The sequence below is a fragment of the Pseudochrobactrum kiredjianiae genome, from assembly GCF_030362795.1.
Classification (GTDB): domain Bacteria; phylum Pseudomonadota; class Alphaproteobacteria; order Rhizobiales; family Rhizobiaceae; genus Pseudochrobactrum; species Pseudochrobactrum kiredjianiae.
This window is the reverse complement of the sequence record NZ_JAUCBM010000004.1, coordinates 202,654-222,218: the sequence shown is the minus strand read 5'-3', so window position 1 is coordinate 222,218 and position 19,565 is coordinate 202,654. Positions and strand designations below refer to the sequence as shown.

General features: G+C 50.7%; 20 protein-coding genes. 15 read left to right on the top strand and 5 right to left on the bottom strand.

The genetic code is table 11. The annotated features are described in order from the left end of the window. Positions 1-202: 202 nt before the first annotated feature. Positions 203-820: a 30S ribosomal protein S4 gene (rpsD, locus tag QUF18_RS10445; protein WP_289387007.1), complete on the top strand. Its 618-nt coding sequence runs from the start codon at positions 203-205 to the stop codon at positions 818-820. Between the two features lie 158 nt (positions 821-978). Beyond that, the gene (gene ssb / locus QUF18_RS10440; RefSeq protein WP_289387005.1) at positions 979-1,533 is read left to right on the top strand and encodes a single-stranded DNA-binding protein; all 555 of its coding nucleotides are present in this window, start codon (positions 979-981) and stop codon (positions 1,531-1,533) included. Positions 1,534-1,592: 59 nt separating this feature from the next. Here the strand turns inward: ssb and QUF18_RS10435 are convergent, their stop codons facing one another. Continuing rightward, on the bottom strand, positions 1,593-2,225 hold the full coding sequence (locus tag QUF18_RS10435) for a MarC family protein (RefSeq protein ID WP_289387004.1): 633 nt from the start codon (positions 2,223-2,225) through the stop codon (positions 1,593-1,595). A 398-nt stretch (positions 2,226-2,623) separates the two neighbouring features. Between QUF18_RS10435 and gyrA the strand changes: the two genes are divergently transcribed. Next, a complete protein-coding gene (gene gyrA, locus QUF18_RS10430) occupies positions 2,624-5,353 on the top strand; it encodes a DNA gyrase subunit A (protein WP_374806920.1) in 2,730 nt (909 codons plus the stop codon). A 408-nt stretch (positions 5,354-5,761) separates the two neighbouring features. Here the strand turns inward: gyrA and QUF18_RS10425 are convergent, their stop codons facing one another. Next, on the bottom strand, positions 5,762-5,941 hold the full coding sequence (locus tag QUF18_RS10425) for a hypothetical protein (RefSeq protein ID WP_289387204.1): 180 nt from the start codon (positions 5,939-5,941) through the stop codon (positions 5,762-5,764). Positions 5,942-6,229: 288 nt separating this feature from the next. Here QUF18_RS10425 and coaD point away from each other — a divergent pair, with 288 nt between their 5' ends. From coaD to tgt, 5 genes are all read left to right on the top strand, one after another. Next, complete coding sequence (coaD, locus tag QUF18_RS10420) at positions 6,230-6,724, top strand: pantetheine-phosphate adenylyltransferase (RefSeq protein WP_289387002.1); 495 nt, start codon at positions 6,230-6,232, stop codon at positions 6,722-6,724. Positions 6,725-6,748: 24 nt separating this feature from the next. Continuing rightward, positions 6,749-7,348 (top strand): peptidylprolyl isomerase, encoded by a 600-nt coding sequence (locus tag QUF18_RS10415; protein ID WP_289387001.1) that lies wholly within the window; start codon positions 6,749-6,751, stop codon positions 7,346-7,348. Between the two features lie 163 nt (positions 7,349-7,511). Beyond that, the gene (locus QUF18_RS10410) at positions 7,512-8,018 is read left to right on the top strand and encodes a peptidylprolyl isomerase (RefSeq protein ID WP_289387000.1); all 507 of its coding nucleotides are present in this window, start codon (positions 7,512-7,514) and stop codon (positions 8,016-8,018) included. 140 nt (positions 8,019-8,158) lie between these two features. After that, positions 8,159-9,232, top strand: coding sequence for a tRNA preQ1(34) S-adenosylmethionine ribosyltransferase-isomerase QueA (gene queA, locus QUF18_RS10405; RefSeq protein ID WP_289386999.1), 1,074 nt, complete (start codon positions 8,159-8,161; stop codon positions 9,230-9,232). Between the two features lie 11 nt (positions 9,233-9,243). Beyond that, entirely contained in the window at positions 9,244-10,380 is a 1,137-nt protein-coding gene (gene tgt, locus QUF18_RS10400; protein WP_289386998.1) for a tRNA guanosine(34) transglycosylase Tgt, read from the top strand. A gap of 32 nt (positions 10,381-10,412) precedes the next feature. Here tgt and QUF18_RS10395 read toward each other — a convergent pair whose 3' ends face one another. From QUF18_RS10395 to QUF18_RS10385, 3 genes are read right to left on the bottom strand one after another with little or no spacing between them, the layout of a single operon-like run. Continuing rightward, a complete protein-coding gene (locus QUF18_RS10395; RefSeq protein ID WP_289386997.1) occupies positions 10,413-10,661 on the bottom strand; it encodes a hypothetical protein in 249 nt (82 codons plus the stop codon). After that, positions 10,649-11,221 (bottom strand): class I SAM-dependent methyltransferase, encoded by a 573-nt coding sequence (locus QUF18_RS10390; protein ID WP_289386996.1) that lies wholly within the window; start codon positions 11,219-11,221, stop codon positions 10,649-10,651. Before QUF18_RS10390 ends, QUF18_RS10395 begins: the two co-directional genes overlap by 13 nt. A 23-nt stretch (positions 11,222-11,244) precedes the next feature. Beyond that, complete coding sequence (locus QUF18_RS10385) at positions 11,245-11,961, bottom strand: HAD family hydrolase (protein WP_289386995.1); 717 nt, start codon at positions 11,959-11,961, stop codon at positions 11,245-11,247. A 274-nt stretch (positions 11,962-12,235) separates the two neighbouring features. Here QUF18_RS10385 and rpiA point away from each other — a divergent pair, with 274 nt between their 5' ends. From rpiA to QUF18_RS10350, 7 genes are all read left to right on the top strand, one after another. Beyond that, on the top strand, positions 12,236-12,931 hold the full coding sequence (gene rpiA, locus QUF18_RS10380; protein ID WP_289386994.1) for a ribose-5-phosphate isomerase RpiA: 696 nt from the start codon (positions 12,236-12,238) through the stop codon (positions 12,929-12,931). Positions 12,932-13,147: 216 nt separating this feature from the next. Further along, positions 13,148-13,675, top strand: coding sequence for a DUF2059 domain-containing protein (locus tag QUF18_RS10375; protein WP_289386993.1), 528 nt, complete (start codon positions 13,148-13,150; stop codon positions 13,673-13,675). A gap of 178 nt (positions 13,676-13,853) precedes the next feature. Then, positions 13,854-15,248: a glutathione-disulfide reductase gene (gor, locus tag QUF18_RS10370; protein WP_289386992.1), complete on the top strand. Its 1,395-nt coding sequence runs from the start codon at positions 13,854-13,856 to the stop codon at positions 15,246-15,248. Between the two features lie 251 nt (positions 15,249-15,499). After that, positions 15,500-16,879 (top strand): class II 3-deoxy-7-phosphoheptulonate synthase, encoded by a 1,380-nt coding sequence (locus QUF18_RS10365; RefSeq protein WP_289386991.1) that lies wholly within the window; start codon positions 15,500-15,502, stop codon positions 16,877-16,879. A gap of 82 nt (positions 16,880-16,961) precedes the next feature. Then, on the top strand, positions 16,962-17,327 hold the full coding sequence (locus QUF18_RS10360; RefSeq protein ID WP_289386990.1) for a diacylglycerol kinase: 366 nt from the start codon (positions 16,962-16,964) through the stop codon (positions 17,325-17,327). A gap of 64 nt (positions 17,328-17,391) precedes the next feature. Continuing rightward, a complete protein-coding gene (locus tag QUF18_RS10355; RefSeq protein WP_289386989.1) occupies positions 17,392-17,760 on the top strand; it encodes a pentapeptide repeat-containing protein in 369 nt (122 codons plus the stop codon). 110 nt (positions 17,761-17,870) lie between these two features. Continuing rightward, complete coding sequence (locus QUF18_RS10350) at positions 17,871-19,553, top strand: NAD+ synthase (protein ID WP_289386988.1); 1,683 nt, start codon at positions 17,871-17,873, stop codon at positions 19,551-19,553. Positions 19,554-19,565 lie beyond the last annotated feature (12 nt).

The window sequence follows — 19,565 nt, the reverse complement described above, 5'->3', positions numbered from 1 at the left end:
TTTCACTCCTTAAAAGCCGCTCAGGATTTCAGGACATCTTTATAGATTCCCCTGTATCTGTAGACGTGTCCCGTGAATAATTGCCTCATTCGCTGTTGCAATGTTCTGTCAGTCTTCTCAATGAGAGGACAGAGGAGGGCGCGTTTCCTTCGAGCGAGGCAGATAAGCTGCCGCGCCGGTATCACTTATAAAGGGAAATGCGATGAGTAAGCGCGAATCTTCCAAGTATAAAATTGACCGCCGTCTTGGCGAAAACATCTGGGGTCGTCCTAAATCCCCTGTAAACCGTCGTGAATACGGCCCAGGCCAGCACGGTCAGCGCCGTAAGGGCAAGCTGTCCGACTTCGGTATTCAGCTGCGTGCAAAGCAGAAGCTCAAAGGCTTCTACGGCGATATCTCTGAAAAGCAGTTCCGTAAAACTTACGAAGAAGCTGCTCGCCGTAAGGGCGATACCGGTGAAAACCTGATCGGTCTGCTGGAAAGCCGTCTGGACGCAGTTGTATACCGCGCCAAGTTCGTACCGACCATTTTTGCTGCCCGTCAGTTCATCAACCACGGTCACGTAAACGTAAACGGTCGTCGCGTTAACATTCAGTCCTACCGCCTCAAGGCTGGTGACGTTGTTGAAGTTCGCGAAAAGTCCAAGCAGCTGGTTATCGTTCTGGAAGCTGTTCAGCTCGCAGAACGCGATGTGCCAGACTACATCGTTGCAGACCACAACAAACTGACTGCAACTTACCACCGCGTTCCTACCCTGTCCGACGTTCCATACGCCGTTCAGATGGAACCAAATCTGGTAGTAGAATATTACTCGCGTTAATCGTGAGTATGGCGGAGTTCTCCGCTGTGAAATCAGAGCCGCTGCGATATTTCGCGGCGGCTTTTTTGTTTTGGATAAGCCATCTTCCCCTTTCATCAGGGGGCTGCCTTATGTATTGTCACGCAAACTGTAAGAAAAAAAATCTGGAGTGCAGGTCTATGGCAGGCTCAGTCAATAAAGTTATTCTCGTTGGTAATCTCGGTGCGGATCCTGAAATCCGCCGTTTGAATTCCGGTGAGCCGGTTGCAAATCTGCGTATCGCGACATCCGAAAGCTGGCGCGACCGCCAGAGCGGTGAGCGCAAAGATAAAACCGAATGGCACAGCGTTGTGATTTTCAATGAAAATCTGGCCAAGGTTGCAGAACAGTACCTGAAAAAAGGCGCGAAAGTTTACATTGAAGGTCAGTTGCAGACCCGTAAATGGACCGACCAGCAGGGCAATGATAAATACACGACTGAAATCGTGCTGCAGAAATTCCGTGGTGAATTGCAGATGCTCGACAGCCGTGGTGAAGGTGGTGGCGGTGGCGGCGGCCGTTTTGAAGGCGGCGGCAGCGGTGGTGATCGTTTTGCCAGCGGCGGCGGTTCATCGCGTGGCGGTGATTACGGCGGCAATAATAATAGCGGCGGTAATGACTTTGGCCGTTCCAGCCCTCAGCAACAGCAGTCCGGCGGCTTCAGCCATGATTTGGATGATGACATTCCATTTTGATTCAGACACTTAAGTGTTCACAACAGAAAAGCCCGCGGTTATCGCGGGCTTTTTGTTGTTCAGGCTCCGGTAATCAGAGAGCGGACACCATCGGCGACGAATTGCACCGCAAGAGCCGCAAGGATCACCCCGAGCAGGCGGGTGAGGATGGAGCGGCCTGTTTCCCCTAAGAAGCGATCAACGCGCTCTGCGAGCAGAAATACAACATAGGAAATAAGGATACAGGCAAGCAAAATACCGAGCAGCGCAAGTCTGGTGCCAATGGTTGGGAAAGTGCCGCCGAGCAGCACTGTGGCGGAGATCGCGCCGGGACCCGCAATCAGCGGAATGGCCAGCGGGAAGGCTGCAACATTGCGGATGTGGTCTTTGGTAATCGCGACAGTAGCGCTTTTCTCATGGCGCTCCTGACGGCGCTCAAAGATCATTTCAAAAGCAATCCAGAACAGCAGCAAGCCGCCGGCAACACGGAAGGCACCGAGCGTGATGCCAAACATCATCAGGATTTGCGCACCGGCAACGGCAAATAATGCAAGGATAATGAAGCCGATAATACTGGCGCGTTTGGCAACTTGCGCGCGTTCACGGCGATCCATACCGGTGGTGACTGCCAGAAACAGTGGCGCAAGCCCCGGTGGATCAATGGTTACGAGCAGTGTGACAAAGGCGCTGAAAAGACTGTCGTAAAAGCTCATCCGTGTTCCCGTTCTTATGTTTATGCCGCGATTGTCTTGATTATGCATGTCTTTATATTGCCTGCGCAAGATGTGTTGTCGTGCAGGGCAGAGACAGGGTGCTGGCGATCTGAAACAGGGATATTCAGTCCCGCTTTTATAGTTCCTGAGGATAATCACGGATTTGCTTCAGAAATCCTGATAAATATGCCTTTGAGGTGGAAAAACTGCACATTTGATGTGTATGAAAGCCGCTCCGGGGCAGTCGAAATTTCGTGATTTTGATGTTATGGGATAGAGTATAATCAACCAAAACTAATCGATTCTTTACGAAAGATATTTGAATAGTGACAGACCTTACTCCGCCGCCCGGTTCAGACGAATTTAACGGTATTGAACCGATTTCTATTGTGGAGGAGATGCAGCGGTCCTACCTCGATTACGCGATGAGCGTTATCGTCAGCCGCGCGCTTCCTGATGTTCGTGACGGGTTGAAGCCGGTTCACCGACGCATTCTCCATGCTATGAATGAAATGGGGCTTGCCTGGAACCGTTCCTACCGTAAATCTGCCGGTGTCGTCGGTGAAGTGATGGGTAAATACCATCCGCATGGTGACGCCTCGATTTATGATGCGCTGGTACGTATGGCGCAGGACTTTTCCATGCGCGAGCCGCTGGTTGACGGGCAGGGTAACTTCGGTTCCATCGACGGCGACAGTGCTGCGGCGATGCGTTATACCGAGTGCCGTCTGGAAAAAGTGTCTTCGGTTCTGCTTGAGGATATCGACAAGGATACGGTTGATTTTCAGGATAACTATGATGGCCGTGAACAGGAGCCTAAAGTGCTTCCGGCGCGCTATCCTAACCTGCTGGTCAATGGTTCTGGCGGTATTGCCGTTGGTATGGCCACCAACATACCGCCACATAATTTGGGCGAAGTGATCAATGGCTGTATTGCCCTGATCGACAACCCGGATATGACGCTGGAAGAAATGATTGAGATCATTCCTGGGCCGGATTTCCCGACCGGAGGTCTGATTCTCGGTCGCGCCGGTATTTATTCTGCTTATACGACAGGCCGTGGTTCTGTGCTTATGCGCGGTCGCGTAGCGATTGAGCCAATGCGCAATGATCGTGAATCCATTGTGATCACGGAAGTACCGTATCAGGTCAATAAAGCGACCATGATCGAGAAAATGGCTGAACTGGTGCGCGATAAGCGTATCGAGGGCATTTCCGATCTGCGCGATGAATCCGACCGCGACGGTTACCGTGTGGTTGTTGAGTTGAAGCGCGATGCCAATGCGGATGTGGTGCTGAATCAGCTTTATCGCTACACGCCTTTGCAGACGTCTTTCGGCTGCAATATGGTGGCGCTGAACGGTGGCAAGCCGCAACTGCTTAATCTGATGGAAGTGCTGAATGCATTCGTGCATTTCCGTGAGGAAGTTGTCAGCCGTCGTACCAAGTTCCTGCTGAATAAAGCCCGTGAACGTGCGCATGTCTTGGTTGGTCTGGCGATTGCTGTTGCCAATATCGACGAAATTATTGCGCTGATCCGCCGTGCGCCGGATCCGGCAACTGCGCGTGAGCAATTGATGACACGCCGCTGGCCGGCTGCTGATATCGCACCGCTGATCCGTCTGATTGATGATCCGCGTCATGTGCTGAACGAAGATATTACCTATAATCTATCGGAAGAGCAGGCACGTGCGATTCTGGAACTGCGTTTGCAGCGCCTCACAGCACTCGGACGTGACGAAATCGCTGATGAACTGAATAAAATCGGCGAAGAAATCAAAGATTATCTGGCAATTCTCGCCTCGCGTGAGCGCATTCTGTCCATTGTTAAGGACGAAATGGCTGCGGTTCGTGATGAATTTGCTACGCCACGTCGCACAGAGCTGACACTTGGCGGCGCTGATATGGATGATGAAGATCTCATCGCCCGCGAAGATATGGTCGTGACCGTCAGCCATGCCGGTTATATCAAGCGTGTGCCGCTGAGCACTTATCGTGCGCAGCGTCGTGGTGGTAAGGGACGCTCTGGTATGGCGACCAAAGACGAGGATTTTGTTACCCGTCTGTTCGTAGCCAGTACCCATGCGCCGGTACTGTTCTTCTCGTCGCGCGGTATTGTTTACAAAGAAAAAGTCTGGCGCCTGCCAATCGGTACTCCGCAATCTCGCGGTAAGGCATTGATTAATATGCTGCCTTTGCAACAGGGTGAGCGTATCACGACGATTATGCCATTGCCTGAGGATGAGGCAAGCTGGTCTGAACTCGACGTCATGTTCTCGACAACGCGCGGTACTGTGCGTCGTAACAAGCTGTCCGATTTCGTTCAGGTTAACCGCAATGGTAAGATTGCGATGAAGCTTGAAGAAGAGGGCGATGAAATCCTCTCGGTTGATACTTGTACCGTGAATGATGACGTACTGCTCACCGCTGCCGGTGGCCAGTGTATCCGTTTCCGTGTCGATGATGTTCGTGTTTTTGCCGGACGTAATTCGATTGGTGTGCGCGGTATCAATCTGGCGGATGGCGATAAAGTTATCTCCATGGCCATTCTTGAGCATGTGGAAGCAACACCAGCCGAGCGTACAGCCTATCTGAAACGCGTCATTGCGGAACGCCGCAGCCTTGGCTCGGATGAGGTGGAAGATATTGCAGTCGTCGGTGAAGAAGTGACCGAAGATGCGGAACTCAATGACGAGCGTTATGAAGAGCTGAAAGCCCATGAGCAGACTGTTCTGACAGTCAGCGAGTTCGGTTACGGCAAGCGTTCTTCGTCCTATGAATTCCGTATTTCCGGCCGTGGCGGTAAGGGGATCCGTGCGACGGATACATCCAAAGCGGATGAAATCGGTTCGCTGGTTGCGCTGTTCCCTGTTGAAGCAAGCGATCAGATTCTGCTGGTGTCGGATGGCGGACAGCTGATCCGCGTACCGGTTGGCGGTATCCGTATTGCTGGTCGTTCCACCAAGGGTGTGACGATCTTCAACACTGCGGATGGTGAAAAGGTTGTGTCGGTAGAACGTATTTCGGAAACCGACGAAGAAGAGGACGAAGCCTTGGAAACCGCCGGTGAACAGGCCGCGGTACAGGAAACTGCCCAGACGGGTGGTGATGAACCTGCCGCTGAATAAGCTCTAAAATCAAAACGCCCTGTCAATTTTGACAGGGCGTTTTTTATTGTCACTAGAGCATAATTCCTTCAACTTGGATCAGTTTATGGAGAAATTATGCTCTAATTTTAAAGTGTTAGAGCGAGTTTTGTGTGCCAAGTATGGCACACGGCGCTCTAAAGCATTTCACATTCAAGTTGGGAAATTTGAATGGCATGACAATGCGATAAACTAAAGTATCTAGAGCGAGCGCTATAATCCAATCTGGACTAAACCGCTCTAGACAAAGAAAAAAGGCGGTGTCTTCTCACACCGCCTTAAATAAAAGCCTGGACTGGAGGTTCCGGCTGCAACTACCCTCTAATCTAGAGGGGTATTTTGTATGTATTTAGGCCTGAATTGGGCAAAACCAAGATATTATCACTTTGTTCAGGCATGTGTAATGCGTTTTGATCGGGTGCCTCGTGCAACACGGCGTACAGAACTCAGGTCGAAAACAGACTTCTGATTGCTGAGACGTCTGGAGGCACTTTCTTCGATCATCAGGATAATGGCTGCAAACATCATCGCGACGATCATTGAGATTGCGAGAATAAATAGCATCATCATAGTATCCTTTCGCTTATATTACGCACAAGCGAGACAAAGGTTGCATAAAAACTTTCATTTTACGGTATGGGGAACCGGGTAGTGGCTTATATGGCTTGTATTATAGGCGCTTGCTTGTGAACTCTTACTGACAGCCGCATTCATGCTAGGTTCACTTTTCGAACTCGTAAACTTGTGCTTTTGATGTAAGACTGAGGCTTAGATTAAGTGGTAAGTGTCGTTTGATTTAAACAAATGAACCACTTCCGGTGATTGAAATTTGCGAACAGAATGATTAATTTAAAGTCCATGAAAACAGCTCTTTATGCAGGATCGTTTGATCCGGTCACCAATGGTCATCTTGATGTCTTGCACGGAGCCCTCCGGCTGGCCGATAAAGTGATTGTTGCCATCGGCGTTCATCCGGGAAAAACCCCGATGTTCAGCTTTGAAGAACGTGTCGCTTTGCTGCGTGAAGTAGGAGCGCAGGCTTTCGGTTCCGATAACAGCCGTATTGATTATACCAGTTTCAGTGGTCTGGTGGTCGATACTGCCAGGGGCCACAACGCAACGCTGATGATCCGCGGTTTGCGAGATGCCACAGATTTCGACTATGAAATGCAGATGGCCGGTATGAATGCAGGCATGGTGCCGGAAATTCAGACCGTGTTTTTGCCTGCTTCCCCGCATGTGCGTTTTATTACTGCCACACTGGTACGCCAGATTGCGGCAATGGGGGGCGATGTCAGCCGGTTTGTGCCGCCTGTTATTGAAAACGCCCTTCGCACAAAGCTCAAAAAATAAGATCAGCCTTAAACAGGAAACATCATGTCCTTTTTGCGTAAATTACTGGCCGTTACGGCTTTTCTCGCATTTTCAGCCACTGCCGCATTACAGCCAGCCAATGCACAGGCTGCTGATCCGGAAAACACCGTGGTTCTGACACTGAAAGACGGTGATGTAACGATTGCATTGCGTCCTGATCTGGCACCGAAACATGCCGAACAGATCAAAAAGCTTGTACGTGACGGCGCTTATAACGGCGTTGTGTTTCACCGCGTGATCGATGGTTTCATGGCGCAGACCGGTGACGTGGAATTCGGTAATGCAGATAAGAATTTTAATCCGGGTCGTGCAGGCACCGGCGGTTCGTCTTACGGCAATATTCCGGCAGAATTCTCCAAAGAACCTTTTGTTCGTGGAACAGTTGGCATGGCGCGCAGCTCATCCCCGAATTCTGCAAATTCGCAGTTTTTCATCATGTTTGACGAAGGTTCATTCCTGAATGGCCAGTATACCGTTGTCGGTCAGGTCACCAGCGGCATGGAAGTCGTCGATAAAATCAAAAAAGGCAGTAAATCTGCCAATGGTGCAGTTGATAATCCTGACCGTATCGTTAAAGCCATTGTTCTGGCTGATCGTAAATAAAAATAAGGTTGCTTTTTGTTAGACGAAAAGCATTCTGTTTGTGACTTACGCATTATCCAATGCACCTGAACGGGATGAAATACCCGTTCCGGCTTTGCAGGAAATGCTCAAATTCTAACAGGACTGCCGGTTGAGCAGTCGTAAAATATACAGGAGAGGCCCTATGGCTTATAAAGATCCGGAAAATACACTGGTACTGGAAACAACCAAGGGTACTGTTGCAATCGAACTTTATCCTGATCTGGCACCAGGTCACGTTGCCCGTATTAAAGAGCTGGCACGCGAAGGTGCTTATGACGGCGTTGTTTTCCACCGTGTAATCGATGGTTTCATGGCGCAGACCGGCGACGTGAAGTTCGGTAAGCAGGGCGGTTCCAGCTTCAACCCATCCCGTGCCGGTATGGGCGGTTCGGACAAGCCAGATCTGAAAGCTGAATTCAGCAACACCAAGCACGTACGCGGTACTTGCTCGATGGCGCGCAGCCAGAACCCGAACTCGGCAAACTCCCAGTTCTACATCTGCTTCACCGATGCGCCTTGGCTGGATCGCCAGTATTCCGTATGGGGTCAGGTTATTGAAGGCATGGATAATGTCGATACAATCAAGCGCGGTGAGCCGGTAACTGATCCGGATTCAATTACATCCGCTAAGATTGCAGCTGATCTGTAATTTATAATCTGTCTGTAGCTGATTTGAGGGCGCGTTATGGTTCAAACCGTAACGCGCCCTTTATTTTTTGCCCGCTGTTCTATATGGCAGGGCAATGCGAATTTTAGAAAAATTTGAACTCCCTGAAATTGAGGCCAGTGATGCGCGTCGATCTGTTTGATTTTGACCTGCCGGAAGAGCGTATTGCGCTGCGTCCGGTGACCCCGCGCGATCATGCAAAACTGTTGCGCGTCATTCCGGATCAGCCTTTGCAGGATCTGCATGTTGGTGATTTGCCGGATTTGTTGCGTGAAGGCGATGCGTTGGTCTTCAATGATACCAAAGTTATTCCGGCACAACTGGAAGGCACACGCGAACGTGACGGCACTGTCGCAACCGTGAGTGCGACCTTGCATATGCGTACCGGTGCTGACCGCTGGAAGGCGTTTTTGCGTCCTGCAAAGCGCGTAAAGGAAGGCGAACGTATCCGTTTCGGCCACACTGGTTCCAGCTGCTTCTTAGGCACCTTGGATGCTCTGGTTGCAGAAAAACACGACAGCGGCGAAGTACTACTGGTGTTTGATGTCTCCGGCGCTGTGCTGGATGAAGCAATTGCTTCGGTCGGGCATATTCCGCTGCCGCCTTATATTGCATCCAAACGGGCAGAGGATGCGCAGGACAGGCAGGATTATCAGACTGTCTATGCCCGTGAAGAAGGGGCTGTTGCAGCACCAACGGCCGGTTTGCATTTTACGCCGGAACTGCTGGAGCGTATTCGCGCCAAAGGCGTGGAAGAGCATTTTGTGACGCTGCATGTGGGCGCAGGTACATTCCTGCCGGTTAAGGCTGATGATACTGCTGACCACAAAATGCATGCGGAAATCGGCTATGTCTCTGCGGAAACCGCAGCAGCACTCAATCGTGTGCATGAGCGTGGCGGACGGATTATCTCTGTCGGCACCACATCGCTGCGCCTGATTGAAAGTGCAGCAGGCGAGGACGGTATTATTCGTCCGTGGTCAGGCGCGACCGATATTTTCATCACGCCCGGCTATAAGTTCCGCGCGATTGATATGTTGATGACCAATTTCCATCTGCCGCGCTCGACATTGTTCATGCTGGTCTCGGCTTTCAGCGGTTTCGAGACAATGCAGGCGGCCTATGCCCATGCCATTAGCAATGAATACCGGTTTTATTCCTATGGCGATGCCAGCCTTCTGACGCTTCGCACTTAATGGACTATGATATGACTAGTGAAAATTTTGAATTCAAAGTGCTGGCAACAGACGGCAAAGCACGTCGCGGTGAGATTACCATGCCGCGCGGCACCATCCGCACACCGGCCTTTATGCCGGTTGGCACCGCGGGCACCGTTAAAGCCATGTATATGGATCAGGTGAAAGACCTTGGCGCTGATATCATTCTTGGCAATACCTACCATCTGATGCTGCGTCCGGGTGCCGAGCGTGTGGCACGTCTAGGTGGTCTGCATGAATTTGGTGGCTGGCAAGGGCCGATCCTCACCGATTCCGGTGGTTTTCAGGTGATGTCGCTCGCGCAGCTACGCAAGCTGACTGAGCAGGGCGTAACTTTCCGTTCGCATATTGACGGCCGCGCTTATGAAATGTCACCGGAACGCTCGATTGAAATTCAGGGGCTACTGGACAGTGATATCCAGATGCAGCTCGACGAATGTACCGCACTGCCTGCGACTTTCAACGTGATGCAAAAGGCGATGGAGCTTTCTCTTCGCTGGGCTGAGCGTTGTAAAGTGGCTTTCGGCGATCAGCCGGGCAAGGCGATGTTCGGTATCGTGCAGGGCGGCGATAACGTACAGCTGCGCGAGCAATCCGCACAGGCTCTGAAGGATATGGATCTCAAAGGCTATGCCGTTGGCGGTCTGGCCGTTGGCGAGCCGCAGCAGGTGATGCTGGATATGCTGGATGTGACTTGTCCGATCCTGCCGGCGGAAAAGCCACGCTATCTTATGGGCGTTGGTACGCCGGATGATATGCTGAAATCGGTTGCGCGCGGTATTGATATGTTCGACTGCGTGATGCCAACCCGTGCAGGCCGTCATGGTCTGGCCTTTACCCGTCGCGGTAAGGTAAACCTGCGTAATGCGCGCCATGCGGAAGATCATCGCCCGCTGGATGAAATGTCAACCTGTCCGGCATCGAGCCAGTATAGCCGTGCCTATCTGCATCATCTGGTGAAATCTAATGAAGCGCTGGGCGGTATGCTACTGACATGGAACAATCTGCATTATTATCAGTATCTGATGCAGGGTATCCGCGATGCGATTGAGGCAGGCCGCTTCAACGACTTCTTTGAAGAGACAAGGGCAGAATGGGCCAAAGGCGACATTGCGCCTCTGGGATAGGTAAAAGAAAAGCGGGATTACTCCCGCTTTTTTTATTTTGTATTGAGTGCAGTGACAGCCCAAACCCGATGAGGGATAGCCAGCGGATCTTGTGAGAAATCTTTCAGTAAAACTTGAGAGAGTTCATTGTCAAAACGAACCGTCTCTTCCGATGAAAGGCTGGCTTTTACACCCGCACTGGCACGAATACGCCCGCGCCATGCTTCATGGCTGTAATAAACCGGAAGATCAAAAGAGAAGGTTTCAATGGCAGTGAAACCGGCTTCTGCTAAATCCTGCAACCATTGCGGATAAATTCCGCTGCCGCCACCATTGTCCATTTCGGATTATATTTTAGAATAAGCTGTTCGGTTGCTTCAACCACATTGCCTGTAAAGGGCAGCCAGTCGAAATGAGCAATGATGATACGGCCATTGGATTTCAGTACGCGTTTTGCTTCTTGTGCGGCTTTAGGGCGGTCAAACCAGTGCCAGCATTGTCCGGCTGTTAAAAGATCAAAACTATCAGCAGCTTCAGTCAGGTTCTCTGCTGAACCTGTCCTGTAGCGGATATGAACACCGGCTTCCTTATCCAGTTCTGCTGCTTCATCAAGCAAAGCCTGCGCCGGATCAATACCGGCAACAGTCAGCCCTTTTTGTGCGAGGCCACGGGCAACCGTTCCGGTTCCTGTGCCAATATCAAGTGCTGACTGGGCAAGGCTGATGTAGTTTTTCGCGCTTAAGGCATCGAAAAACTCCGGCGGAAAACCGGCACGAAAATTCCGGTAATCAGATGCAGTTTTACCAAAATCGATGGTTTTGCCAAAAGATTGGGTAGCCTGAATATTTTGCTTGCCGGTCATAGTACCCCACAACTCGTCTAAAATTATTCTGCTGCTTGTTTTGCCGCTTCCAGCAAGTCGCTGACCATATCCAGTGTCAACTCGTCATAATGTGAAATGATGCGGCTTGGTTCAAAATGCGACACATGCAGGTCAGTATAGCCGAAATCGACGGCAATCACCGGAATGCCTGCTGCTTTGGCAGCATCAATATCGGCGCGGCTGTCACCGACCATGATCGCCTGATGCGGATTGCCCTTTGCCTGTGCAATCGTGTCGGTCAGATGGCGCGGATCAGGTTTGCGGTAAGGGAAGGTATCCTGACCACAAATGGCGAGGAAACGATGCGCTTCGCCCATGCCTTCGAGCAATGTTTTTGCGCTGATTTCAAATTTATTGGTGCAGACAGCAAGGCCATATCCTGCATCGCTCAACCGGTCGAGGCAAGCCAGCACACCAGGATAGAAAACTGAGCTGCCCGGCATATTGCCGTTATAATGCTCCATAAACAAAGCAAACAGCTTCTGCATATCGGTATCGGTCAGTTGACGGTTTTGTGCCTGATAAGCACGTTCAATCATCACTTTAGCGCCGGAGCCGACAAACTTGCGTAAGGCAACAGGATCAGCAGGCGTCAGGCCGCCAGCGATCAGGCAATGATTGAGGCTGTCGAGCAAATCCGGAGCGGTATCGACCAATGTCCCGTCGAGATCAAACACAATAACGGGGCGCGTTGCGGAGCTGGCGGAGGAGTGAGACATATCTGGCCTTTGACTTGTCATTATTTCATAGAACGGCCATCAAAATGCGCCGCAATCATTACAAAACCTATCTGAAATGTCGCTTATTGATAGTCTTTTTCAGTAAATAGATGAAATGAGAACAATAATATATTTGCCGCGCGTGATGCCCGTGCTACAGCAGTGCGGAAATAAGCGGCATTAATGATGTTTTTGTGCTTAGTTTGCATCAACTTGTTAAGGCTTACAGCGTTTTGCAGTCAAACCTGCAGATGAAATTACGGGAAGCAGATTTATGAGTTCGGTCGATCCGCGTCAGTTGAAAATTGCCGCAGCCGCTGAGGCTTTAACCCATGTGAAAAGCGGTATGAAGCTTGGTATCGGCACCGGTTCCACAGCGGAAGAATTTGTGCGTTTGCTGGCTGTTAAAGTGGCTGAAGGCTTTGAAATCATCGGTGTGCCAACCTCCGAGCGGACTGCTGCTTTGTGTGCTGAACTGGGCGTGCCGCTGACAACGCTGGAAGAAACCCCGCATCTTGATCTGACCATTGATGGTGCGGATGAAGTCGATGGTGATCTGTCACTGATTAAAGGTGGCGGTGGCGCTTTATTGCGCGAGAAAATTGTCGCCGCTGCATCTGATGCTATGATCGTTATTGCTGACGAATCAAAAGTCGTGGACACACTCGGACGATTCCCGCTGCCGGTTGAAGTGAACCGTTTTGGCCTTGCCGCAACCAAGCTTGCGATCGAAAAAGCCATTAAGGAACTTGGTCTGGAAGCACCGTTGAGCCTGCGTATGAAGGACAGTGAAATTTTTGTGACTGATGGCGGGCATTATATTCTTGATGCATCTTTTGGCCGTATTCCGGATACAAAAGCATTATCAGACGCACTCTTCGCCATTCCTGGTGTTGTTGAGCATGGTTTGTTTATCGGGCTTGCGCGTGCTGCGGTTATCGCGGGCACCTCAGGTATCCGAACACTGTAGAGCGCACTCCGAAAAGTGTGAAACGGTTTTCGGAATCAAATGCGCGTAGAAACAAAAACACAGACTGGTTTCAACGGTTCAATATTAACTGAAACCGCTCTCGTAATTCTGAAATTCATATCTGTCCGGTAACGGTCAGAAACAAAAAAAAGATCGCATAGCCGTTGTTCCAAATGAAACCGGAAATGCACTCAAAAAAAACGGAGTATTGACCATATGACCAAGGCAATTGGCTATCGCCGTCTTATTGCGCCACTCGCGGCGCTCACAGTGTTGGCTGGCGTCAATTTCGCGCAGGCGCAGGAGGCTTCAACGTCTCATCTGGCTGCTGCGCGTGCTGCAATTGCAGCAATCGGCGCTACCGAACAGTTCGACGGCATTCTGCCACGCGCTGCACAGGCATTGAAGGCTGAGTTGATTCAGAAAGATCCGAATCTGGAAGCTATCATCACCAAAACCGTTGATGATAAAGCGATTGCACTGGCTGCACGTCGTTCCGATCTGGAAACTGAAGCTGCCCGCGTTTACGCAACTTCCTTCACAGAAGATGAGCTGAAATCCATCAGCACATTCTACACTTCTGAAGCCGGTAAAAAACTGATCTCCGAAGGTCCGATTGTTACCCGTGAAGTGCTGAAAGCTGCTGAAGTCTGGCAGAACGGTATTGCCCGTGATTTGGCGATGCAGGTTGGCGAAGTTCTGTCGAAAGCTGCCGGCAGTGCAGCCCCGGCTGCTGCCGAATAAAGGCAAGTAGTGCAGCCCACGGCTAGCTGCCGAATAAGCTTTATAAGTTTATGTAAAAAGCCCGGCCTCTGTGCCGGGCTTTTTGTTTTTATAGATTTGTGGCTTTCAGTCACTGCCCTTGTTAAATCATGTGCTAAGCAACATATTCTGAAACAGATCAAAAACTTCGGAGAATAAAATGACCAGTTATGACTATGACCTGTTTGTGATCGGCGGTGGTTCCGGCGGTGTTCGGGCAGGGCGCCTTGCAGGTAGCATGGGAAAGAAAGTCGGACTGGCTGAAGAATATCGCATGGGCGGCACCTGTGTGATCCGTGGTTGCGTACCCAAAAAGCTCTACGTTTATGCCTCCCAGTTTCCTGAGCATTTCAACGATGCTGCCGGTTATGGCTGGACGGTAGGTGAAAGCAGCTTTGACTGGTCAAAACTGGTTGCCAATAAAGTCACTGAAATTGCCCGCCTTGAAGGTTTCTATGTCAAAGGTCTGGACAATTCGAAGGTTGAGATTCTGCGCCATCGCGCTGTGCTCAAAGATGCACATACGATTGAGCTGGTTGGTGCGGGCAAGACCGTGACAGCTGAAACCATTCTGATTGCCACCGGTGGTCATCCGTTTATGGATGATGCCATGCCGGGGCATGAGCTATGCGTCAATTCCGATCAGATTTTCGATCTGTCGGAACTGCCGAAATCCATCGTCATTCAGGGCGGCGGTTATATTGCGGTGGAATTTGCCGGTATTTTCAATGGTCTGGGCGTTGAAACTACGCTGATCTATCGTGGTAAGCAGATTTTGAAAAACTTTGATAGCGATGCATTCCGCCTCGTTACAGATTCTATGATTGAAAAAGGCATCCGTATTGTTACGGAAACCAAAGTGGACGCAGTTGCGGAAGCTGAAGGCGATTATCGCCTGAATGTGACCCTCAGCAATGGTGAAGTGATTGCTGCGGATCAGGTATTGCAAGCAATCGGCCGTGTACCGAACACCAAAGGTCTTGGCCTTGAAAATGCCGGTGTGAAACAGGCAGATGACGGCTCGATCATCGTTGACGACTACTCCCGCACCAATATTGAGAATATCTGGGCTGTGGGCGATGTGACCAACCGTGTTCAGCTGACACCGGTCGCTATTCATGAGGCTATGTGCTTCCTTGAAACTGCATTTAAGGGCAATCCGGTTCGTCCTGACCATGAATTGATTCCGACCGCAGTTTTTTCTCAGCCGGAAATCGGCACGGTCGGTATGTCGGAAGAAGAGGCCGCCAAGCAATATGCGAATGTTGAAATCTATCGCGCATTGTTCCGCCCGATGCGCAACACGCTGGCCGGTCGTTTTGACAAGATGCTGACCAAGCTTGTTGTGGATGGTGATAGCCGCAAAGTGCTGGGCGCCCATGTGGTCGGCCCTGATGCCGGTGAAATGGCACAGCTGCTCGGTGTAGCCTTGAAAGCTGCGGCAACAAAAGATGATTTTGATCGCACTATGGCACTGCACCCTTCCGCAGCGGAAGAGTTTGTAACGATGTACACACCAAGCTACAGGCTGGTGAATGGCGTGCGCGAAGGCTAAATAATTAGCTCTGAAAATAAGACAGAGTGGCAGACCGGCGGTGCAAATCGCCGGTTTTTCATTGGAAAATTACAATAAGCTCTCTGAATTTTGGCAAAAATGACACGCGAGCCTGCACGTGTGCATTTGCGTCTGGTTTATTGTCTTGGGGTGGATTATATACGCAGGGTTGTTATCGCAATGGTGCGGTACAGCAGGGGATATTGAAAAAAAACTTTAACTAAAAGTTTGAAAATAACACAGGTGCTATAATGACGAAGAACTGGACACCGCAATCCTGGAGAGGCATGCCGATTAAGCAAGTGCCTTCTTATCCGGACGCGCAGGCTTTGGCCGATGTCGAGGCTCGTCTGCGTACATATCCGCCTTTGGTTTTTGCAGGGGAAGCGCGCAAGCTTACCAAGCAATTGGCCGAAGTGGCTGAAGGTCGCGCCTTCCTTTTACAGGGTGGCGATTGTGCAGAAAGCTTTGCGGAACATGGCGCGGACAATATCCGCGACTTTTTCCGCGTATTTCTGCAGATGGCTGTTGTGCTGACTTTTGGCGGCTCACAGCCTGTGGTTAAAATTGGCCGTATTGCCGGTCAGTTTGCCAAGCCGCGCTCCAGCGATATTGAATCAATCAATGGTGTGGAATTGCCGTCTTACCGCGGCGATGTCATCAACGGTATTGAGTTCAATGAAGCCTCGCGCATTCCTGATCCGAACCGTCAGGAAATGGTTTACCGCCAGTCTGCGGCAACGCTCAACCTGCTGCGTGCATTCGCACAGGGTGGCTATGCCAATCTGGAAAACGTGCATAAATGGACGCTCGGCTTTGTCTCTGACAGCCCGCAGAACGAGCGTTACATTGCGCTGGCTAACCGTATTTCTGAAACCATCAACTTCATGCGCTCTATCGGTATTACTGCAGACAGCAATCATGCGCTGCGTGAAACCGATTTCTACACCAGCCATGAAGCATTGCTGCTTGGCTATGAAGAAGCGCTGACCCGTGTGGATTCCACTTCGGGCGACTGGTATGGCACATCCGGCCACATGATGTGGATCGGTGATCGTACCCGTCAGCTTGACCATGCGCATATTGAATATTGCCGTGGTATCAAGAACCCGATTGGTATGAAATGCGGCCCGTCATTGGATGCCGATGATCTGCTGCGCCTCATTGACCGCTTGAATCCGGAAAATGAAGCCGGTCGCCTGACCCTGATCGCCCGTTTTGGTTATGACAAGGTAGAAGATCATCTGCCGCGTCTGATCCGTGCGGTTGGGAAGGAAGGCCGTAAGGTTGTCTGGTCTTGCGATCCGATGCATGGCAACACCATCACCGCAGCGGGCTACAAGACCCGTCCGTTTGATCGTGTTCTGAAAGAAGTACAGAGCTTCTTTGCAGTGCATCAGGCTGAAGGCACCCATGCCGGTGGTATTCATATCGAAATGACCGGTAAGAATGTGACCGAATGCACCGGCGGTGCACGTGCTATTTCTGCGGAAGAATTGTCCGATCGTTACCATACCCATTGCGACCCGCGCCTCAATGCGGATCAGGCTCTGGAGCTGGCGTTCCTTGTGGCAGAACTTCTTAAAAAAGAACGTGATTCACAGCCTCAAAAAATTGCGGCAAGTGCATAATTTTTAACGCATAAAATGAATTGCGGGCGGGGCTTGGTTCCCGCCCGTATTGTATCTTTTGACGGGTTTATTGCGGGGCATAATGGAACGCATATTCAAAGCATTTATCAACTCTATGCGGGCGCTGAACCATCTGGCACGCTTTGAAAAGCCGGTACAACAGGAGCTGGTTTTGCTGCTGGTGTCTTTGCCTGTGGCTTGGTTTGTGGCGACAGACATGGCTTCTTATCTGCTGCTGGTCGGCGCAGTGGTATTTCTGCTGCTGGTGGAAATCATCAACACTTCTGTGGAAGCGACCTGTAATGCAATTAGTCGTGATTTCAAAAAAGACATCCAAATTGCTAAAGATTGCGGATCGCTTGCCGTGCTGATCGCCTCAATCATATGCGCTGCGGTCTGGATTTATCATCTCTGGCCTTATGTGCCGACGCTGATGTTTCCTGTTTAAATATAGCCATATAAATTAACGTGAAGAATGAAATGGTTATGGGGCACAACAGGAGGAGAAAATAATGAGTGAGCATCAATTTGACGGGCCGCAGATGCAGAATGTTCGCTATGAGCGGGCAGATATGTCAGATGCCGATTTTCATGGTGTAAACCTTGCAAATGCTCAGTTTTACGCTGTTTTGACCAAGGCCAAATTCACAGACACAAATTTAAGTGATGCGGTTTTTGACGACGTTAATCTCTCGGGCGCGCGTTTGAACAATGTCAATTTGTCAGGAGCTTCCATTTCAGATGCCAATCTGTCCAACCTCGTTATAACTGACGCTACCTTAGCAAATGCAGAGATCAGAAATGCTGATCTGACGGGTATGCGGATAAACGGAATTCTGGTGAGCGATCTGTTCAAAGCCTATGAGCAGGTAAAAGGCTAAAAATACGGGTGCTTACTGTCCTTTATGCCGTTGAATAACCGCAGTTCTATTCGACAGTCTGCGCCCGTTTCTCATTGCAAGAAAATGGCAGTCGCGGTAATGCTGGTGACATGAGCACATTGACCACATCTCCCGATAAATTACGTATCGCAATCGCCCAGCTGAATCCGGTTATGGGCGATCTGCAAGGTAACCTCGCTAAGGCGCGCGAAGCCCGTAAAACGGCTGCTGATGCGCAAGCTGACCTGATCCTGTTTACGGAACTGTTTATCTGTGGCTATCCACCGGAAGATCTGGTTTCCAAACCGGCTTTTGTAAAAGCTTGCGAAAAGACCGTGCAGGCTCTGGCGCTGGAAACCGCTGATGGCGGACCCGGTATTATTATCGGTTCACCGTTGCAGCGTGAAAGCGGCTTGCATAATGCGGTGATGGTGCTGGATGGTGGCAAGGTGATTGCCGAGCGCTATAAGGTTGATCTGCCAAATTACGGTGAATTTGACGAGCAGCGCAATTTTCAGGCTGGCGCTATGCCGGGGCCCGTGAATTTTCGTGGTGTGCGCTTAGGTATTCCGGTTTGTGAGGATATCTGGGGCGAGCTTGGCGTGTGCGAAACGCTGGCTGAAAGCGGTGCAGAAATTCTGCTGGTGCCGAATGGTTCCCCTTATCATCGTTCCAAGATGGAAGTGCGTCATCAGGTGGCTGTGCGTCAGGTTGTTGAGACCGGTTTGCCGCTGGTCTATGCCAACCAGACCGGCGGGCAGGACGAATTGCTGTTCGATGGCGGTTCTTTTGTCATCAATGCCAATCATCATCTGGCGGTGCAATTGCCGCAATTTGAAGAGCTGGTGTCTATGACCGACTGGACACGTGGCGAGGATGGCTGGTCTTGTGCCGACGGCGACCGTACCTGGCTGCCGGAAGGTGAGGAGGCCGATTATCTCGCTTGTATGCATGGCCTGCGCGATTATGTGAATAAAAACGGTTTCAAAAGCGTTGTGCTTGGTCTGTCCGGCGGTTTGGACTCAGCGATTTGTGCCGCGCTGGCTGTCGATGCCCTTGGTAAAGACCGTGTGCATACGGTGATGCTGCCTTATCGCTATACCTCTGATATCTCGCTGAAAGATGCGAAGGATTGTGCCGAGGCGCTTGGCTGCCGTTATGACATTGTGTCGATTGCAGAGCCTGTTGAGGGCTTCCTCAATGTGCTTGAGCCGATGTTTGCGGGTACAGAGAGTGGTGTAACGGAAGAAAATCTTCAAAGCCGTGCCCGTGGCGTTATTCTGATGGCGATTTCCAACAAGTTCGGCTCCATGGTTGTAACCACCGGCAATAAATCGGAAATGGCTGTCGGTTATGCCACGCTCTATGGCGATATGAATGGCGGCTTCAATCCCATCAAAGATCTTTACAAGATGCAGGTCTATGCGCTGGCTGACTGGCGCAACCATTATCTGCCGGAAGGAGCTATGGGGCCTGAAGGCGAGGTCGTGCCGCAGAATATCATCGACAAAGCACCTAGTGCGGAATTGCGTGACAATCAAACCGATCAGGATTCACTGCCCCCATATCCGGTGCTGGATGCTGTTTTAGAGGCGCTGGTCGAGCATGAAAAAAGCGTTGAAGAAATTGTGGGGATGGGTTTTGAACGTGCTGTGGTTGAGCGTGTAGAACACCTGCTTTACATCGCTGAATATAAGCGCCGGCAATCTGCTCCGGGTGTGAAGATTACCACCAAGAATTTTGGCCGCGATCGCCGTTATCCAATTACCAACCGCTTCCGCGACCGGCATTAAAAAAACTTAGAA